Raw genomic sequence first — 17182 nt, 5'->3', positions numbered from 1 at the left:
GGGTGCCGACGCAGCACGTCCAAAACGCCTGGCCAGCGCTCCTGGGAACTTGCCGCATTGCCCGCCAGCGCCGCCAGAGCCGCCGCGACACCCGTAGCGACAGTGAGCACGACGACTGCGACGACCCGCCTGCCGGTCACTTACACCGCTCCTTGAAACAGCCCGCATCCCTGGTGCTGCCGACTGCCGAAGGCTACAGCCACCCCCAACTCCCGCGTTTCCGTTGGGGCGTTGGGGCGTTGGGGGAGCGTGCTCTGGGGGTCCCCGGCCGAAGGCTGGGGGAGTGCGCCCGGATCGCCCTCGTACTGGACGTACTTGGGGCCGCAATCCTCCTCACGTTCCGAGGGCACCCGCACCCGGCCGTCGCACCATGTAGACGTCGATCGGATCCTGAACCTCGACGGTGAACCGTGAGCTGGTCCGTTGGTTCTGCTGCGGCTGAGCGAGGCACGGCCGTAGTGTGCCATTGGCCTAGTAAAGATGGTCGCTGTTGAACCATCGGTCGCCTTCATGCTTCGATGATCGGGCGATGGCGCTGCGGATCCTGGAGGATCTCCGCGGCGCCTTTCTCATGTCGGAACTCATGTAATCGCGCACCTCGTGTGCGGAGCGGGCGGGGCAACTTGCTGAAGAGGGTGTTCGTGGCGCCGGATCCGGGTCGGATGCGGCTGCGGTTCGCGAGCCGGGCCGTGCTGGGCATCGGGCTCGCCGTGGCGTTGTGCGGGGCGGTTGGGTTTTCACTGGTGGCCGCCATCACCGGGGGACTGGCGGCGCTGCTCGCCCTGTTCACGGTCACGGATGTGACAGTCCGTGGGCAGGCGCTGACGACTGTGCTGATGCCTGTTGTCGGGTTGCCGGTGCTCGCGCTCGGGGCCGTCCTGCATGACGAGCCCCTCGCCCTGGACGCGGTGTTCCTGGCAGTCGTGGGAGCAGGGGTGTACGCGCGCCGCTGGGGGCCGCGCGGGCACTCGCTCGGCGTATTTGCCTTCATGACCCTTTTCGTGGCCCAGTTTCTGCATGCTGTGCCCAGTCAGCTGCCCGAGCTCTACGGGGCCATGCTCCTGTCTCTGGCGGCATCGTCCGCAGTGCGATTCGTGCTGTGGTGCTACGAGCGCCGGATGCCCGCACCAGCCGTGGTCGCCGCCCCGACAGGGGGCAACGGGCTCGCTCGGATGACGACCCGGCAGGCCGTACAGGCAGTCGTGGGAGCCGGCCTCGCACTCGCGGCTGGGCAGGTGCTCTCCGAACAGCGTTGGTATTGGGCCGTCGGCGCCGCCTGGTGGGTGTTCGTCAACACGACCTCGCGTGGCGAGACAGTGGTGCGCGGTTTCAGGCGGTTCCTGGGAACGGTGCTGGGAGTGGTGCTGGGCTTGGCTGTCGCCGTCCCGCTGCATCATGAGCCGGTGGTCGCGGCCGTGGTCATCGCGGTGTGTGTGTTCGGAATCTTCTATACCGCCGCCGTTTCGTATACGTGGATGATGCTCGCCGTGACGGTGATGGCGAGCATGCTGTACGGGCTGCTCGGTGTGCTCGACACCGGGCTGCTTGCCCTACGGGTGAGCGAGACGGCGGTCGGCGCGCTCGGAGCCGTGCTGGCAGTGCTGCTCGTGCTGCCGGTCACCACGCACTCCGTAACCGACGCGTGGGTGGAGCGCGCGCTGTGGTCGGTGCACGCCTGCACGGCCGATGCCGCCGCCCGGCTCGCGGGGAGCGCGGCTGCCGACCCGGGAGCGCGCGTGGCGGAGCTCGAACAGAACCTGGGGCGCGTACGGCTGTCCCTCGCGCCCCTCGTGCATCCGCTCACCCCGATGAAGGCCCGCAAGGGGCGCGCGCGGCGGGTGCTCGCGCTGCTCGACGACTGTGCGCGCGAGGTGCGCGGGCTCGCCGCGGTCGCCGCGGACCCGGAGGCCTCCCACGACGCGCGGCTGGCCGCCGCGTGCCGGCGGGTGGAGGCGGCCGTCGAAGCGCTGACGGACACGCCGGTCGCGGGGCGGCGGAGCCGGCCGGGCGAGACGCCCGCGGCCCAGCCGGCGGGCCCGGAACCGGTGCTGGCCCACCTGTCGGCGCTGGAGCGGTCCTTGCTGGAACTGGCGGTGCCGTTGCGCAGGTCCCACCGGGTGCCCGTGGGGGCGTGAGGGTACGGGGGTGCTTCCGGAGCGCGTTCCGCGGGTCCCACGCGGTCGGGCCGGGTGGCCGGGTGGCCGGGTGGCCGGGTCCAGGGGCTGGATACTGACCCCTCTGGTCTAGACCGCCTGCTACCGTCGTGCCCCGACAGGCACCACCACCGTCGCCGGTAAAGGGGTCACCCGTGGGCAGCGTCCGGGCGTACATCGGTTCCTTCACTTCCGCCGGAGGGCGCGGCGTCACCGTCGCCGCCGTCGACCCGGACAGCGGCGCGCTCACACCCCTGGCCGCCACCGACGCCGTCCCCGACCCCTCGTACCTCGCGCTGCCGCCCGGCGGGGACGTCCTGTACGCGGTGAGCGAGACCGAGGACGGCGCGGCCGCCGCCTTCTCCGTACGCGGCGACGTCCCGGAGCTCATCGCGCCGCCCGCGCCCGTCCAGGGCTCCGGCCCCACCCACCTCGCGCTCGCCGCGGGCCACCTCCTCACCGCCAACTACGGCTCGGGCAGCGTCTCCTGGCTGCCCCTGGACGCCGACGCGGCGCCCGCGCCCGGTCGCGTACGGGCGCACCACGGGACGGGCCCCGACCCGGACCGGCAGGAGGGCCCGCACGCCCACCAGGTGCTGCCGGCCCCCAGCGGCGGCTGGATCCTCACCGTCGACCTCGGCACCGACACCGTGGGCGTCAGCACCCTCGCCGAGGGCGTGCTGCGGCAGCACGGCGAGACGGTCCTGCGCCCCGGCAGCGGACCGCGCCACCTCGCCTTCCACCCCGACGGCCGGACCGTGTACGTACTGAACGAGCTGGCCCCGACGCTCACCGTCTGCGCCTGGGACCCGGCCGCCGGGCGGCTCGCACCCCGCGCCGAGATCCCCGTCCTGGACGCCGACCCGAGCGGGGGCGCCCATCCCTCGGCGGTCGTCGTCGCGCCCGACGGACGCTTCGTGTGGACCGCGACGCGCGGCGAGGACGTCATCTCCGTCCTCGCCGCCGACCCGCACACGGCCGACGGACCGGGCCTGCGCCTCACCACCACCGTCGACTGCGGCGGCCACTGGCCCCGCGACCTGGCCTTGCACCCCTCGGGCCGCTTCCTGTACGCGGCGAACGAGCGCTCCGGCGACGTCACCTGGTTCACCGTCGACCCGGACTCGGGCCTTCCGCGCCGCACCGGCTCCGTGCCCGCCCCGGCGGCCTCCTGCGTGGTCTTCGGCCGCGGCTGAGACGCGGAGGGTACGGCGGCGCAGATCGCGCGGCGGCGCGGTTCGTGCGGCGGCGCGGTTCGTGCGGCGGCGCCGCAGACCGTGCGGCAGTGCACGCGAAGGGCCCGCCACCCTGAAATCCGGGGGACGGGCCCTGAGGACCGGCGCCTGCGGGCGGTAAGGCGCCCGGTATGCCGCTCAACGCGACTGCGGGGTGCCCTGCGCCTGCGGCGGAGTGATGCCGAGCGCGGCCATGTACTGCGAGAGCGCCAGCTTGCCGATCGCCGGGTACGCGCCCAGCGCTTCGGCGTACGCGCAGCCCGCGTCCTTGGCGGCGGCGTCGAGGAGGCCCTCGGGCACCTCGGGGCCGATCAGGTGCGGGGCGAGCGCCAGGTGCGCGGAACCGGAGCCGCGCAGCTGGTCGGCGGTGGCCGCGATGGCACCGTCCTGGTCGAGCGCGGCGGCCATCACCGGCACGGCGAGGCGCGCGGCGAGCAGCATGCCGGTGATCCCGGCCGCCTGCACGGCCTCCTCGCCGCCGATGGTCGCGAGGATGATGCCGTCCGCGGCCGTGGCGACGGTGAACAGGCGCGCCCGGTCGGCGCGGGCGAGGCCGGCCTCCGAGAGGCGCACGTGCAGCGCCTCGGCGAGCAGCGGGTGCGGGCCGAGCACATCGGTCAGCTCGGCGGCCACCCGGCTGTCCATGACGGCCTGGCGGACCTGGCGCATCAGCGCGTTGTCGGGCCCCGCGAGCAGCGGCACGACGACGGCGACGGGGCCCTGCGGCGCGGGCACGTCCTGGCCGGCGGCGAGTGCCTGCTGGTAGCGGGCGGTGCGCTGCTCGGCGGAGTGCGCGAGGACGGCGGTCAGCGTGGGGTACTCGGCGTCGTCACCGTCGAGGTAGCCGATCCTGGCGTCGAGGCCGGGCAGCTCGGAACGGGCGATGCTGACGACCTCTTCGGCGAGGCCGCGCGTCGCCGCGGTGGGCGCGCCGGGCACGGCGAGAACCAGCGCGGGTGCTCCCTCGGGAGCCACCGCGGGTTCCGGACGGCGGTGCCGGCCGGGCTGTCGGGGTCGCGGCATTCGTACGGGCAGGCCGTTGTCGGGCCCAGTGGGGGAGCTCATGGCGCCGCATGCTACTGGTTTCCCGTCTGCCTCTGTTCGGGCAGGTGCCACCTGAGGGGTATCCGTCCGGATTTATCCGTTCAGCGGCGAATTTCGTGACTGTCGGGATCGGCGCCCGAGTTGCCGCGTATCGACACACCCGCAGGTCAGGGCGGCGTCTGCGTCCCCTCGGGGCTCGCCTGCGGCACGGCCTGAGTTGTCCCGGGGTTCTCCTGCGGCGCAGCCTGAGTTGTCCCGGGGCTCTTCTGCGGCGCAGCCTGCGTTCTCCCGGGGTTCTCCTGCGGCACGTGCAGCATCCGCCCGTCGTGCGGCAGCCGCAGCGTCCCGGCCGCGAGCGCCCGGGCGAGGGCCACGGCGCCGTCGAGCGGGTCGCCGTCCGCCACCACGGCGCGTGCGGTGGGCAGTTGGGCGGCCAGTTCTTCCCGGAGCGGTACGAGCAGCGGCGCGCCCGTCTTGAACAGGCCGCCGGTGAGGGCCACTTGGCCGTCCGCGCCGTTCGGGCACACGGCGACCGCCGCCTCCGCGATGTGTGCTGCCGCCTGGCGCAGGATGCCCGCCGCCACTTGGTCGTCGGCCGCCGCGCAGCGGGCCACGTCGGGCGCGAACGAGGCGAGCACCGCGGGCCGGTCGGTGCGCGGGTAGAGCTTGCCCGGCAGCTCGTGCACCGGCCCGTCGAACCTCGCCTCGGCGCAGGCGAGGAGCGCCCGCGATCCGCCGCGCCGACCGTCGTACGCCCGCATCGCCGCGTCCAGGCCGGCCCGCCCGATCCAGGCGCCGCCGCCGCAGTCGCCGAGCAGGTGCCCCCAGCCGTCGGCCCGCCGCCAGGCCCGCAGATCGGTGCCGAGCGCGATCAGGCCGGTGCCCGCCGCGACGACCGCGCCGGCGCGCTGGCCCAGCGCCCCCGCGTACGCCGTCACCGCGTCCGCCGCGAGCGCGAGCCGCCGCACCGCGAAAGCCTCCCCGAGCGCGCCGGGCAGACGCTCCCGCAGGTCGTCGCCGAGGGTCGCCATGCCCGCGGCGCCCACGGCCACGGCGGCGACCGCCCCGCCGCCCGCGCCATCGATCAACTCCCGGGCCATCGGCGCCAGTTGATCCATCAGATGCCCGGCGTCGATCCCCGCCGGGCCCGTGCGGACGGGCGCACGGGAGACCAGGCTCCGCGGCCTGTCGTCCCCGTCCCCGTCCCCGCCCCCGCCGCTCGCCGGTGCCAGCGCGACGCGCAGGCCGGAGCCGCCCGAGTCGACGCCGAGCACCCAGGGCGCGGCAGCGGTCATGGCAGCCGCCAGTCCACGGGCTGCGCACCCTGCCGGACGAGCAGGTCGTTGACGCGGCTGAACGGGCGCGAGCCGAAGAAGCCGCGGTCCGCGGACATCGGCGAGGGGTGCGAAGACTCCACCGCCGGTAGGTCGCCGAGCAGCGGCCGGAGATTGCGGGCGTCCCGGCCCCACAGGACCGACACCAGCGGGCGGCCCCGCGCGGCCAGGGCCCGGATGGCCTGCTCGGTGACCTCTTCCCAGCCCTTGCCGCGGTGCGCCGCCGGACGCCGGGGCGCCGTGGTGAGCGCCCTGTTGAGCAGCAGCACGCCCTGCCGGGTCCACGGCGTGAGGTCGCCGTTGCCCGGCTGCGGCAGCCCCAGGTCGGAGCCCAGCTCCTGGTAGATGTTGATCAGGCTGGGCGGCAGCGGCCGGACCTCGGGCGCGACGGAGAAGCTCAGCCCCACCGCATGGCCCGGCGTCGGGTACGGGTCCTGGCCCACGATCAGCACCTTCACCTCGTCGAAGGGCTGCTGGAAGGCTCTCAGGACGTGCGCCCCGGACGGGAGGTAGGTCCGGCCCGCGGCGATCTCCGCGCGCAGGAAGTCCCCCATACCGGCGATGCGTTCGGCCACCGGCTCCAGCGCCCGGGCCCACCCTGGTTCGACGATTTCTCTCAACGGTCGTGCTGCCACGGCGTCACCCTACTGGTGCAACGGACCCGGCGATCAACCCCGAGCCCGGCTCCGAGCCCGACTCCGGGGCCGACTCCGAGCCCGGCTCCGGGGCCGACTTCGAGCCCGACACCGAGCCCGGCCCCGGGGCCGACTCCGAGCCCGCTCGGCGGCTGCGGCGGCTGCGGCTGCGGCTGCGGCTCAGTCGATCACCGCCGCCCGTACGCACAGCACGTCCGGCAGATGTGAGGCGAGCTGGTGCCAGCTCTCGCCGTCGTCCGCGCTCGCGTACACCTCGCCGTTGCGGTTGCCGAAGTAGACGCCCGCCGGGTCCGCGTCGTCCGTGCAGAGCGCGTCCCGCAGCACCGTGCCGTAGTGGTCGGTCTCGGGCAGGCCCTCGGAGAGCGGCTGCCAGGTCTTGCCCGCGTCCTGGGTGCGGAAGACCCGGCAGCGGTGCTCGGCGGGGACCCGGTCGATGTCGGCGTTGATCGGGAAGACATACGCCGTGTCCGCGCGGTGCGGGTGGGCGGCCACCGCGAAGCCGAAGTCGGACGGCAGGCCCTCGCCGATGTCCGTCCAGCTCGCGCCGTCGTCGTCGCTGCGGTAGACCCCCCAGTGGTTCTGCAGATACAGCCGGTCCGGCGCGGCGGCGTCCCGGGCGACCTTGTGCACGCACTGCCCGAACTCCGGGTCCGGGTCGGGCAGGAACACCGCCGACACCCCGGAGTTGGAGGGTGCCCAGCTCGCGCCGCCGTCCTTGGTGCGGAACACCCCGGCCGTGGACACGGCGACCGTGATCGCCGCCGGGTCCCGGGCGTCGGTCAGGACCGTGTGCAGCCCCTCGCCGCCACCGCCCGGCACCCACTGCGAGCGCGTCGGGTGCTCCCACAGCGGCCGGACGAGCTCGAAGCTCTCGCCGCGGTCCTCCGAGCGGTACAGGGCGGCGGGTTCCGTGCCCGCATACACCACGTCCGGCTCGGCCGCCGAGGGGTGCAGCTGCCAGACGCGCTCCAGCGAAGCCCCGGTGTCCTTGGGGAACTTGACGGGCGGCTTGGCGGGTTCGGTCCAGGTGGCGCCCAGGTCGTCGGAGTGGAAGACCGAGGGACCCCAGTGGGCGCTGTCCCCGCCCGCGAGGAGCCGCGGTGTGTCCCCCCGGGTGTCGATCGCGACGGAGTACACCGCCTGCGCGTTGAAGTGCGGACCGTCGAACTCCCAGGCGACGCCTCGCCTGCGTCCGAGGAACAGTCCCTTGCGAGTGCCCACGGCGAGCAGAACTTCGGTCGGCATGCCGACCACCTCCGGTACATGTCGGTTGACGTCGTTGTCACGACATGGCTCAGTCTGCACCCGGCCACTGACAACGGCCCGGAAAACACCCCGGACCTGCGCAAATGAGCTCAGCGCCGGGCGCTCACCGTGCTCAGCGTTCTCCGCCGCCCGCCACGAGCGAGCCGATCGCCGCGATCTCCCCGGGGCCCACCCGGCAACAGCCGCCCACCAGCCGGGCGCCCGCGTCCACCCATCCCGGTACCCGCTCGGCCGAGAACGTGGCCGGACCCCGCAAGGCGCGGGCCGTGGCGTCCCAGCGCTCGCCGCTGTTGGGGTAGACCACGACGGGCTTGCCGGTCACCCGCGCGGCGAGCGGCACGGCCACGTCGGCGTCGCGGGGGCTGCAGCAGTTGACGCCGACCGCGAAGACCTCGTCGCTTTCGGCGGCGAGCGCGAAGGCGTCCGCCAGCGGCTGCCCGGCCCGGGTCCGCGTCCCCGCCACGCTGTACGACAGCCAGGCGGGCACGCCGAGACCGCGCACCGCGCGCAGCAGCGCCCGCGCCTCGTCCGTGTCCGGCACGGTCTCCAGGGCGAGGACGTCGGGCCGGACCGCGGCCAGCGTCTCCAGGCGGGGCCGGTGGAAGCGTTCGAGCGCGTCCACCGTGAGCCCGTACCGCCCGCGGTACTCCGAACCGTCCGCGAGCATCGCCCCGTACGGCCCGGCGGAGGCGGCCACCCACAGCGGGCGGCGCACTCCGCCGGCGAGGGCGCGCGCGGCGGCCTCGCGCGCCGACTGCACACTCAGGTGCAACAGTTCGCTCGTGCGTGCGGAGTCGAGGCCGTACCGCGCGAAGCCCTCGTACGTCGCCTGGTAGCTGGCCGTGATGGCGACGCTCGCGCCCGCCTCGTAGTACGCGAGATGGGCGTCCACGACGGCCTCCGGCCGGTCCGCGAGCAGCCGCGCCGACCAGAGCGCGTCACCGAGGTCGTGCCCGGCGGACTCCAGCTGGTTGGACATCCCGCCGTCCAGGACCACAGGACCGGCCGCGACCGCCTCGGGCAGTGAGAGCCGCACGCGCGGCGCCGAGGGCCTTGAAGCGGCAGAAGCCGAGCGCCCGGAAGCGGCAGAAGAAGCGTGTCCCATACCTCGAAGCTAACGCGGACGCCCGCCGCCGGACCCCGGCCGACCCCGCCGTACGCTGGGGCCATGGCAACGGTACTGATCCTCAACGGCCCCAATCTCAACCTGCTCGGCACCCGTGAGCCCGGCATCTACGGGGCGCAGACCCTGAAGGACGTCGAGGCGCTGTGCGAGGAGACCGCGGCGGGGCTCGGCCTGACCGCGGACTGCCGGCAGTCCAACCACGAGGGCGAGCTGATCGACTGGATCCACGAGGCGGGCCGGGCGCAGGCCGAGGGGCGGCTCGTCGGGGCGGTGATCAACGCCGGTGCGTACACGCACACCTCGGTGGCGATGCACGACGCGATCAAGGGCGTCGGGCTGCGCGCGATCGAGGTGCACATCTCCAACGTCCACGCGCGGGAGCCGTTCCGGAACCATTCGTACCTCTCGCCGGCCGCGGCGGGCATCGTCGTCGGTTTCGGCACGGAGGGGTACCGCCTGGCGATCGAGGGCCTCGACCGGCTGGCGAAGTCCGCGGCGGCCTGAGCGGCCGCAGTACGGAGGCAGGGGCGCGCTGTTGAGCGCGCCCCTGCCTGCTGGAGGGCTGTCGGCACCGCTGCCTGGTGGAGGGCGGTTCAGCACCGCGCGGTGAGCCGCACTCCGCACTTCGGGTCCAGGACCGGCTCGTCCGGTGCGGGCCCCACGCGGGAGAGCAGCAGCAGCCAGCCGTCGGGGACTTGGACCCAGGTACGGGTGCACAGCACGCGCGCGTTGAACGGGCGTCCGCGCCAGTGGCCCGTGGCGTTCAGCGTGCGGCGGGTGATACCGGCGCGGCCGTTGACGGTCGCGAGGGTCTCCTCCGGGACGAGCTCGGACACGACCAGGCGCCCCGTGGACAGTTCCTCTATTTCCTCGCTGCGGACCAGGCTGCGGCCGTCCGGGCGGACGGAGACGAATTGCGGGTGCAGCATCCGGTCGAGGGCGTCCGTGTCCCGGGCCAGGACGGCGGCGCCGAGCCGTCGTTCGGCGCCGATCAGGGCCTCAGCGGGAAAGATGTCGTCCATTGCGCCGATCGTACGGGTCCGTCAGGGTCCGTGGGAGGGCGTGCGCGAACGCGACCGGTGCGGCGCGGGCGGCGGGGGCCGCCCGCGGGGCGTGCGCGGCGGGCCCGTGGCGGGTCACCGGCGAGCGGCATCAACTCCCTTGTTCGGAGGGTGACATGCGGAACGCGGGGGCGAGCATCGCACTCCGGAGTGTCGCCCGCTCGTCCGCGCGCCCGCTCGTCCGCTCGCCCGCTCGTCCGCTCGCCCGCTCGTCCGCTCGCCCGCTCGTCCGCGCGCCCGCTCGTCCGCGCGCCCGCTCGTCCGCGCGCCCGCTCGTCCGCGCGTCCGCTGTCCCTCGTCAGATCGCCCAGGCGTACTGGTTCGGAACCCGGATGTCCGCGTCCAGTTCGCGCGCCGCGTGCAGCGCCCAGGAGGGGTTGCGCAGCAGCTCGCGGCCGAGGAGTACCGCGTCCGCCTCGCCGTTGCCGAGGATCTTCTCGGCCTGCCGGGCGTCGGTGATCAGGCCGACCGCGGCGACCGGCAGGCCGGTCTCGTTCTTGACGCGGGCGGCGAACGGCACCTGGTAGCCGGGGCCGACCGGGATCTTCACGCCGGACACGTTGGCGCCGGAGGAGACGTCGAGCAGGTCGACGCCGTGCGCCTTGAGGTCCCGCGCGAAGCGCACCGTGTCGTCGGCGGTCCAGCCGCCGTCGTCCAGCCAGTCGGTGGCCGAGATGCGGAAGAACAGCGGCTTGTCCTCGGGCCACACCGCCCGTACGGCGTCGACGACTTCGAGGGCGAAGCGGGTCCGGTTCTCGTACGAGCCGCCGTAGGCGTCGGTGCGCTTGTTGGAGTGCGGGGAGAGGAACTCGTGGATGAGGTAGCCGTGCGCGCCGTGCACCTCGACGACCTCGAAGCCCGCGGCGAGCGCGCGCCGCGCGGCGTCGGCGAACTGGCCCACGATCTCGTGGATCCGGTCGACGGTCAGCTCGGTCGGTACGGGGTGGTCGTCCCGGAACGCCACCGGGCTCGGGCCGACCGGCTGCCAGCCGTGCTCGTCGGCGCCGACCGGGCCGCCGCGGTTCTGCCAGGGGCGGTCCGTGGACGCCTTGCGGCCGGCGTGCGCGATCTGGATGCCGGGGACGGTCCCGCGCGCCTTGAGGTACGCGGTGATCCGGGCCAGCGCCTCGGCCTGGGCGTCGTTCCAGATGCCGAGGTCGGCGGGGCTGATCCGGCCCTCCGGGCTGACGGCGGTGGCTTCGACCAGGACGAGTCCGGTGCCGCCGGTGGCGCGGGCGCCGTAGTGGGCGAAGTGCCAGTCGCCGGCGACGCCGGCGTTCGGGCCGAAGACCTCCGCCGAGTACTGGCACATGGGGGCCATCCACACGCGGTTGGGGAACGTCACCGAACGGAGGGTGTACGGCTCGAACAGGGCACTCACAGGAGTCTCCAATCGGGGGACGGGCTCCGGCTCCGCGTGGGCGGGACCGGCTCGCTTAGTACGATACCTGCCGTAGTACGAGACCTGTCAAACTACGAGGGTTCTCGTACAATGGGTCTGGACGACCGCCCGACGAGTGGAGCTGCCGTGACCGCCGCGACGAAGAGCAGTGGCCGTGCCCTGCCGCACCCCGAGTTCGGCGAGATCCGCCTGGAGGCCGTCCTGCATGCGCTCTCCGACCCGATGCGGCTGCGCATCGTGCGTGAACTGGCCCTGTGCGAGCGGGAGCTGGCCTGCTCGTACTTCGAACTTCCGGTCACCAAATCGACCACCACGCACCACTTCCGGGTGCTGCGCGAGAGCGGTGTGATCCGGCAGTGCTACCGGGGCACGGCCAAGATGAGCGGTCTGCGCCGCGACGACCTGGACGCGCTCTTCCCCGGGCTCCTCGACGGCGTCCTGCGCGCGGCCGCACGCCAGGCGGAGCGCCTGGACGGGGCGTGAGCCCCCTCTGAGCGGGCCTGGGCTCGCGCGCCTGGACTGGGTCTGAGCCCCTTCTGGCCGGGCCTGAGCCCACGCGCCCGGACAGGGCCTGACTGAGCCCGCGCGCCCGGACAGGACCTGACTGAGCCCGCGCGCCCGGACAGGACCTGACTGAGCCCGCGCGCCCGGACAGGACCTGACTGAGCCCACGCGCCTGGGCGAGGTCTGAGCCCGCGCCGCGCGTGCGCGGCTACTCGTCTGTCCCCGTACCCCCGCGCGCCGCAGCGAACAGCCCCGCCCAGTCCGGGATCTTCACCGGGCCCCGGCCGAGGGAGGCGCCGAGGGCGGACTCCGCGCGTTCGATGGACTGCCAGCCGGTCCACTCGACCGGGCGGAGGCCGAGGGTGCGCAGGGCGGTGAGCGGGTCGGCGGAGCCGTGCGGGTGGGGGCGTGAACCGGCGTCGGCCAGCAGGGAGTTGACGGTCTCCTTCGCGCACGGACGGTTCGTGCCGATCACACCGGTCGGGCCGCGCTTGATCCAGCCCGCCACGTACTCGCCGGGCGAGACCCGCCCCGCACGCAGCACCCGGCCCGCCTCGTGCGGCACCGTGCCCGACGCGGGGTCGAACGGCATCCCCTCCAGCGCGACCCCGCGATAGCCGACCGAGCGCAGCACCAACTCCGCCTGGATCTCCTCGAACCTGCCCGTGCCGCGCACCCCGCCCGCTCCGGCCGACTCGTCCGGTTCGGTCCGCTCGAACCGCACCGCGGCCACCCGCCCCTCCGCCGCCAGGAGTTCGACGGGGCGCAGGAAGAAGCGCAGGTGGATCCGGCGAGTGGCGCGGCCCTGCGGCGGCCGGTCGGCCCAGGCCTTGAGGACCTCTACGTTGCGACGGTTCGGCGCGGGCAGCGAGGCGAGGTCGGCGCAGGCGGGGTCGAGCGCCAACTCGGCCGGGTCCACCAGGACTTCGGCGTCCGCGAGGGTGCCGAGTTCCCGCAGCTCCTTCGTCGTGAACCTGGCCTGCGAGGGGCCGCGCCTGCCCACCATGTGCACGTCCCGCACCGCGCTCCCGGCCAGCGCGTCGAGGACGCCCTGCGGCATGTCGGTGGGCCGGAGCTCGTCGGCGCCGCGGGCGAGGATGCGGGTCACGTCCACCGCGACGTTCCCCACGCCGATCACGACGGCCGAGCGCACCCCGCGTACGAAGGCGCGAGCGGAACCGTTCCCGGCCGCGTCCGGGTGGGCGCTGTACCAGGACACGAACTCGGTGGCCGACCAGCTCCCCGGCAGCTCCTCGCCGGGGATGCCCAGATGCCGGTCGGTGGCCGCGCCCACGCAGTACACCACCGCGTCGTACAGCTCCAGGAGCTGCGCGGGGGAGACGCCGCCGGGGCCGACCTCGACGCCGCCGAGGAAGCGTACGCGTGGATCGTCGAGGACCGTACGCAGGTTGTTCTGCAGTGATTTGATCTTCTCGTGGTCCGGCGCCACGCCGTATCTGACCAGGCCGTACGGGCACGGCAGCCGGTCGAGAACGTCGACGCGGACGTCAGCGCCGGAAGCCGCGGGAGCCCCGGGAGCCCCAGGAGCTGCGGAAGCCCCGGAAGCCGCGGAAGCCGCGGGAGCCCCGGGAGCCCCAGGAGCTGCGGCGCCCGGCTGTCCGGTCTCCGCGGAGTGCGCGTGCGCCAGCAGGGTCTGGGCGGTGTAGACCCCGCTCGGTCCCGATCCGACGACGGCGACATGCAGCACGGCGGGCTCCTTCCGAAGGGTGGTGCCCAGTTCCGAGGGGTGGTGCCCCGGGGTGCTTCCAGCATCGCACCGCCGCGCCCGCACGGGGAGGCGCACGCGGCCCGGCGTGGCCCGGCGTGGCCGGGGCGGCCCGGCGCGCCCTGGCGTCGCCCGGCTTGACGTGGTCCGGCGCGGCTGCGGTTGCTCAGGACATGCCACGCATCCGGTTGATCTCGGCGCTCTGCTGGGCCACCGTGTCGTTGGCCATCTCCTCGATCCGGATGTTGTTGCCCTCGGCCAGCAGATCGGTGGCCATCGTCACGGCGCCGCCGTGGTGCGTGATCATCAGCTTCAGGAACAGTTCGTCGAACGCCGCGCCCTCCGCCGCGCGCAGCGTCTTGAGCTGAGCCTCCGTCGCCATCCCGGGCATCGAGGCGCCGCCGTGGCCGTCACCGTGGCTGTCTCCGTGGCGGTCTCCGTGCGAGCCGCCGTGCGAGCCACCGCGGGAACCGTCCCCCTTGCGGCGGTGGGCGTCGTGCTTCTTCAGCCAGCCCTTCATCGCGTCGATCTCGGGCCCCTGTGCGGCGCTGATGCGGTCCGCGAGGCGCTTCACCTTCTCCGAGTCGGCGCGTTCGGGGACGAGTTCGGTCATGACAAGCGCTTGCGCGTGGTGCTCGATCATCATCTCGGCGTAGGCGAAGTCCGCCGAATTGGGGGTGTCGTCGTCGCTCTTCGCGGCCGCCTCCTCGGGCGAGAGCCGCTCGTTCTCCTCGCCGGGTCTGCCCGGGGCGATCACGGACGGGCCGTCCTTGCCGGAGCCCTCCGCGGCCGCCTTGTCGCTTGCCGACGAGGAGTCACAACCGGTCAGGGCGACCCCGGTCAGGGCGACCGCAGCTGCGGCGGTGAGCACGTGGGAGCGCATCGATCTGCGGCGGTTCGGCACAACTGCCTCCAGTGGCACACGTGTTGACGGACGTGACGAGAGCTGCGCGGGGCCCCGTACCGAAGGCCGTGGAGAAGCCCGTGAAGCAGGGCCGCGTCCTCGGGGCTTCGGGAGCTCGAACGAGACCGTCCTAGCACGCTTCCTTACGTAGGTGATCAGAAACTTCCATGACAAGTACGTTGCCATCTGTTGATATGAGCATGGCGAGCACGATACTGCGGGTGTCCGTGAACCGTTCAACTCTGAACGGCTACTAGGAGGGGACGCAGTGACCCTGTTCATCGAACCCCGAGCGCGACGTAGACGCCTGGGCGTCTTCGCCGCGGCCGCCGGACTCGCCGCAGCACTCCTGACCGCTGGACCTGCCGCGGCGACCCCCGACCCGGGCGACGCGCCCACCAAGCGCGAGGTCTCGAAGAGCGAGCAGGCCGAGGCCGAAAAGGCGATCGAGAGCGGCGAGATACCCGAGCCGAACGAGATCGTCCACTCCGACAACATCGAGCACCTCGCGAACATCCCCAAGGGCGCACTGTCGGGCACCAATTCGGACCTGGCGTTCCAGGGCAAGTACGCCTTCGCCGGCAACTACGACGGCTTCCGCATCTTCGACATCAGCAACCCGAAGAAGCCGAGGACCGTCGCCCAGGTGCTCTGCCCCGGCTCGCAGAACGACGTGTCGGTCTCCGGGAACCTGCTGTTCCTGTCCACCGACTCCTCGCGCAGCGACAGCAGTTGCAACAGCACCACGCAGCCGGCGACCGAGAAGTCCTCCTGGGAGGGCATGAAGGTCTTCGACATCAGCGACAAGCGCAACCCGAAGTACGTCGCCGCCGTCGAGACCGCCTGCGGCTCGCACACCCACACCCTGGTGCCTGAGCGCAGGAACGTCTACGTGTACGTCTCCTCGTACTCGCCGAGCGCCACGTTCCCCGACTGCCAGCCGCCGCACGACGGCATCTCCGTCATCAAGGTGCCGCGCAACGCGCCCGACAAGGCGAAGGTCGTCGGCTTCCCCGTGCTGTTCCCCGGTGAGGGCGAGGACGGCGGCGGCAACCCGGGCGGGCCCACCAACCCGGGCGTCTCGAAGACCACCGGCTGCCACGACATCACCGTGCTGCCCTCCAAGGACCTCGCGGCGGGCGCGTGCATGGGTGACGGGATCCTCTTCGACATCGAGGATCCGGAGCAGCCGAAGGTCATCGACCAGGTGCAGGACAACGTGAACTTCGCGTTCTGGCACTCGGCGACCTTCAACCAGGACGCCGACAAGGTGGTCTTCACCGACGAGCTCGGCGGCGGCGGCGCGGCCACCTGCAACGCGGAGGTCGGACCGGAGCGCGGCGCCGACGGCATCTACGAGATCAAGGGCAAGGGCGACGACCGCAAGCTGGTCTTCAAGAGCTACTTCAAGATCCCGCGCCACCAGGCGGACACCGAGAACTGTGTCGCCCACAACGGCTCGCTGATCCCGGTCAAGGGCAAGGACCTCATGGTCCAGGCCTGGTACCAGGGCGGCGTCTCCGTCTGGGACTTCACCGACTCGTCGAAGCCGAAGGAGATCGCGTACTTCGAGCGCGGACCGCTGTCCACGGACGGCAGCCGGACGGGCGGCTCGTGGTCGGCGTACTACTACAACGGCCACATCTACTCGAACGACATGGCCAAGGGCCTCGACGTGCTGAAGATCGACGACAGGCGTACGGATCCGGCGAAGCGGGTCCGGATGCACGAGCTCAACGTGCAGACGCAGCCCAACTACTTCGCCTGAGCCGCCTGAGCCGCCTGAGCCGACTGGGCCGACTGAGCCGACTGGGCCGACTGAGCCGCCTGACGGGCATCGGCGGGCCGCGGCACGGTCGACGGCTCGCCCCTCGCCCCGGTGTGCGGCTGCGCGCCGCCCACCGGGGCCAGCGTCGAACGGTGACCGCCGGGCGGTTTCTCGCCCGGCGGGAACCCGGACTCCCAGTCGAGCCCGTACCGCTGGAACAGCTCGGCGCGCAGCGTGCCCGCGGGCATCGGTGCGCCCGGGAGCAGCACGGCGACCACGGCGCCCATCAACAGGGCGCGCAGCAAGGGGTATTCGACGTCCACGTCCACGTCCTCGGCGCCGTACCGCCGCACCGTGTCCTTCAGCAGCTCCGCGAGCCGCTGCTGCTCCGGGCACTGCACGAAGCCCTCGGCCTGCAGGATGCCCGCCATGTGCGTCCGCATCAGCACCGGCCGCTCCTGCGCGAGGCCGAGGATCGAGTCGATCGCCCGGGCGAGCCGCTCCCGCCCGTCGTCGGTACGCGGCTCCCGCTCCAGGCCGGCTTCCAGGGTGAGGTGCATCAGGCGGTGCACGGCGGACTGCAGCAGCTGGCGCTTGCCGGGGAAGTAGTACGAGATCAGGCCGCGCGCCGAACCGGCCAGGTCCGCGATGTCACCGAGCGTCGTCGCCTCGTAGCCGCGCTCGCCCACGAGCGTCACGGCCGCGTCGAGCAGCCGCTCGCGGGACCGCCGCCGCAATTCCTCGTTGACCGCTGCGCTTCGGGGAGACATCCTGTAACTCCTGCGTTGACTGGCTCCCAGCCAACTATACTCAGCGCGGTGTCGGCCGGACCCCTGCGGGATCCGTCCCGGCCAGGCCGTTCGCATTTCGGGCGACGCGGGGGATCGCCCGAAATGCGGCGGCTTTTTTTGCTGGTTCAAACGCCGGACGGGCTGAAACTCGGCTCGTGCTCCGGGGCTGGCCTTCGAAACGGGGTTCAGGGGCGGGGCGGGGAAGAGCGCAG

General features: G+C 73.1%; 15 protein-coding genes. 5 read left to right on the top strand and 10 right to left on the bottom strand.

What is annotated here, in order from left to right; genetic code table 11:
- Nucleotides 1-623: 623 nt before the first annotated feature.
- Together QIS99_RS01610 and QIS99_RS01605 are read left to right on the top strand one after the other, a co-directional pair.
- On the top strand, nt 624-2135 hold the full coding sequence (locus tag QIS99_RS01610; RefSeq protein ID WP_282509554.1) for an FUSC family protein: 1512 nt from the start codon (nt 624-626) through the stop codon (nt 2133-2135).
- Nucleotides 2136-2308: 173 nt separating this feature from the next.
- Nucleotides 2309-3349 carry a lactonase family protein gene (locus QIS99_RS01605; RefSeq protein ID WP_282509552.1) on the top strand — a complete coding sequence of 347 codons (1041 nt, stop codon included), beginning with the start codon at nt 2309-2311 and terminating at the stop codon, nt 3347-3349.
- A 177-nt stretch (nt 3350-3526) separates the two neighbouring features.
- Here QIS99_RS01605 and QIS99_RS01600 read toward each other — a convergent pair whose 3' ends face one another.
- The 5 genes from QIS99_RS01600 to mmuM all read right to left on the bottom strand — a co-directional run bounded on the left by QIS99_RS01600 (nt 3527) and on the right by mmuM (nt 8724).
- Nucleotides 3527-4453 (bottom strand): sirohydrochlorin chelatase, encoded by a 927-nt coding sequence (locus QIS99_RS01600; protein ID WP_282509550.1) that lies wholly within the window; start codon nt 4451-4453, stop codon nt 3527-3529.
- A 146-nt stretch (nt 4454-4599) separates the two neighbouring features.
- A complete protein-coding gene (locus tag QIS99_RS01595; RefSeq protein ID WP_282509548.1) occupies nt 4600-5727 on the bottom strand; it encodes an N-acetylglucosamine kinase in 1128 nt (375 codons plus the stop codon).
- Nucleotides 5724-6401, bottom strand: a complete 678-nt coding sequence (locus QIS99_RS01590) for a uracil-DNA glycosylase (protein ID WP_282509546.1) — start codon at nt 6399-6401, stop codon at nt 5724-5726. The genes QIS99_RS01595 and QIS99_RS01590 overlap by 4 nt, the downstream gene beginning before the upstream one ends.
- 180 nt (nt 6402-6581) lie before the next feature.
- Nucleotides 6582-7667 carry a WD40/YVTN/BNR-like repeat-containing protein gene (locus QIS99_RS01585; RefSeq protein ID WP_282509544.1) on the bottom strand — a complete coding sequence of 362 codons (1086 nt, stop codon included), beginning with the start codon at nt 7665-7667 and terminating at the stop codon, nt 6582-6584.
- Nucleotides 7668-7800: 133 nt separating this feature from the next.
- On the bottom strand, nt 7801-8724 hold the full coding sequence (gene mmuM, locus QIS99_RS01580) for a homocysteine S-methyltransferase (protein WP_282509542.1): 924 nt from the start codon (nt 8722-8724) through the stop codon (nt 7801-7803).
- A 132-nt stretch (nt 8725-8856) separates the two neighbouring features.
- Between mmuM and aroQ the strand changes: the two genes are divergently transcribed.
- The gene (aroQ, locus tag QIS99_RS01575) at nt 8857-9318 is read left to right on the top strand and encodes a type II 3-dehydroquinate dehydratase (protein WP_282509539.1); all 462 of its coding nucleotides are present in this window, start codon (nt 8857-8859) and stop codon (nt 9316-9318) included.
- An 89-nt stretch (nt 9319-9407) separates the two neighbouring features.
- On the opposite strand, the gene QIS99_RS01570 is transcribed toward aroQ, so the two are convergent.
- Together QIS99_RS01570 and QIS99_RS01565 are read right to left on the bottom strand one after the other, a co-directional pair.
- Nucleotides 9408-9836, bottom strand: coding sequence for a nuclear transport factor 2 family protein (locus QIS99_RS01570; RefSeq protein WP_282509538.1), 429 nt, complete (start codon nt 9834-9836; stop codon nt 9408-9410).
- Nucleotides 9837-10173: 337 nt separating this feature from the next.
- Nucleotides 10174-11256, bottom strand: coding sequence for an NADH:flavin oxidoreductase/NADH oxidase (locus QIS99_RS01565; protein ID WP_282509537.1), 1083 nt, complete (start codon nt 11254-11256; stop codon nt 10174-10176).
- 147 nt (nt 11257-11403) lie between these two features.
- On the opposite strand from QIS99_RS01565, the gene QIS99_RS01560 reads away from it, so the two are divergent.
- Nucleotides 11404-11760, top strand: coding sequence for an ArsR/SmtB family transcription factor (locus tag QIS99_RS01560; RefSeq protein ID WP_282509536.1), 357 nt, complete (start codon nt 11404-11406; stop codon nt 11758-11760).
- Nucleotides 11761-11989: 229 nt separating this feature from the next.
- Here QIS99_RS01560 and QIS99_RS01555 read toward each other — a convergent pair whose 3' ends face one another.
- Nucleotides 11990-13489 carry an FAD-dependent oxidoreductase gene (locus QIS99_RS01555; protein ID WP_282509535.1) on the bottom strand — a complete coding sequence of 500 codons (1500 nt, stop codon included), beginning with the start codon at nt 13487-13489 and terminating at the stop codon, nt 11990-11992.
- Between the two features lie 184 nt (nt 13490-13673).
- Nucleotides 13674-14411, bottom strand: a complete 738-nt coding sequence (locus QIS99_RS01550) for a DUF305 domain-containing protein (protein WP_408909459.1) — start codon at nt 14409-14411, stop codon at nt 13674-13676.
- A gap of 268 nt (nt 14412-14679) precedes the next feature.
- On the opposite strand from QIS99_RS01550, the gene QIS99_RS01545 reads away from it, so the two are divergent.
- Complete coding sequence (locus tag QIS99_RS01545) at nt 14680-16179, top strand: LVIVD repeat-containing protein (RefSeq protein WP_282509533.1); 1500 nt, start codon at nt 14680-14682, stop codon at nt 16177-16179.
- On the opposite strand, the gene QIS99_RS01540 is transcribed toward QIS99_RS01545, so the two are convergent.
- Entirely contained in the window at nt 16167-16949 is a 783-nt protein-coding gene (locus tag QIS99_RS01540) for a TetR/AcrR family transcriptional regulator (protein WP_282509531.1), read from the bottom strand. The genes QIS99_RS01545 and QIS99_RS01540 overlap by 13 nt on opposite strands.
- Nucleotides 16950-17182: the final 233 nt, after the last annotated feature.

The sequence above is a fragment of the Streptomyces solicavernae genome (assembly GCF_029968095.1).
Lineage (GTDB): Bacteria > Actinomycetota > Actinomycetes > Streptomycetales > Streptomycetaceae > Streptomyces > Streptomyces solicavernae.
The sequence above is the reverse complement of the archived record's forward strand: the minus strand, read 5'-3'. Positions and strand labels throughout refer to the sequence as shown.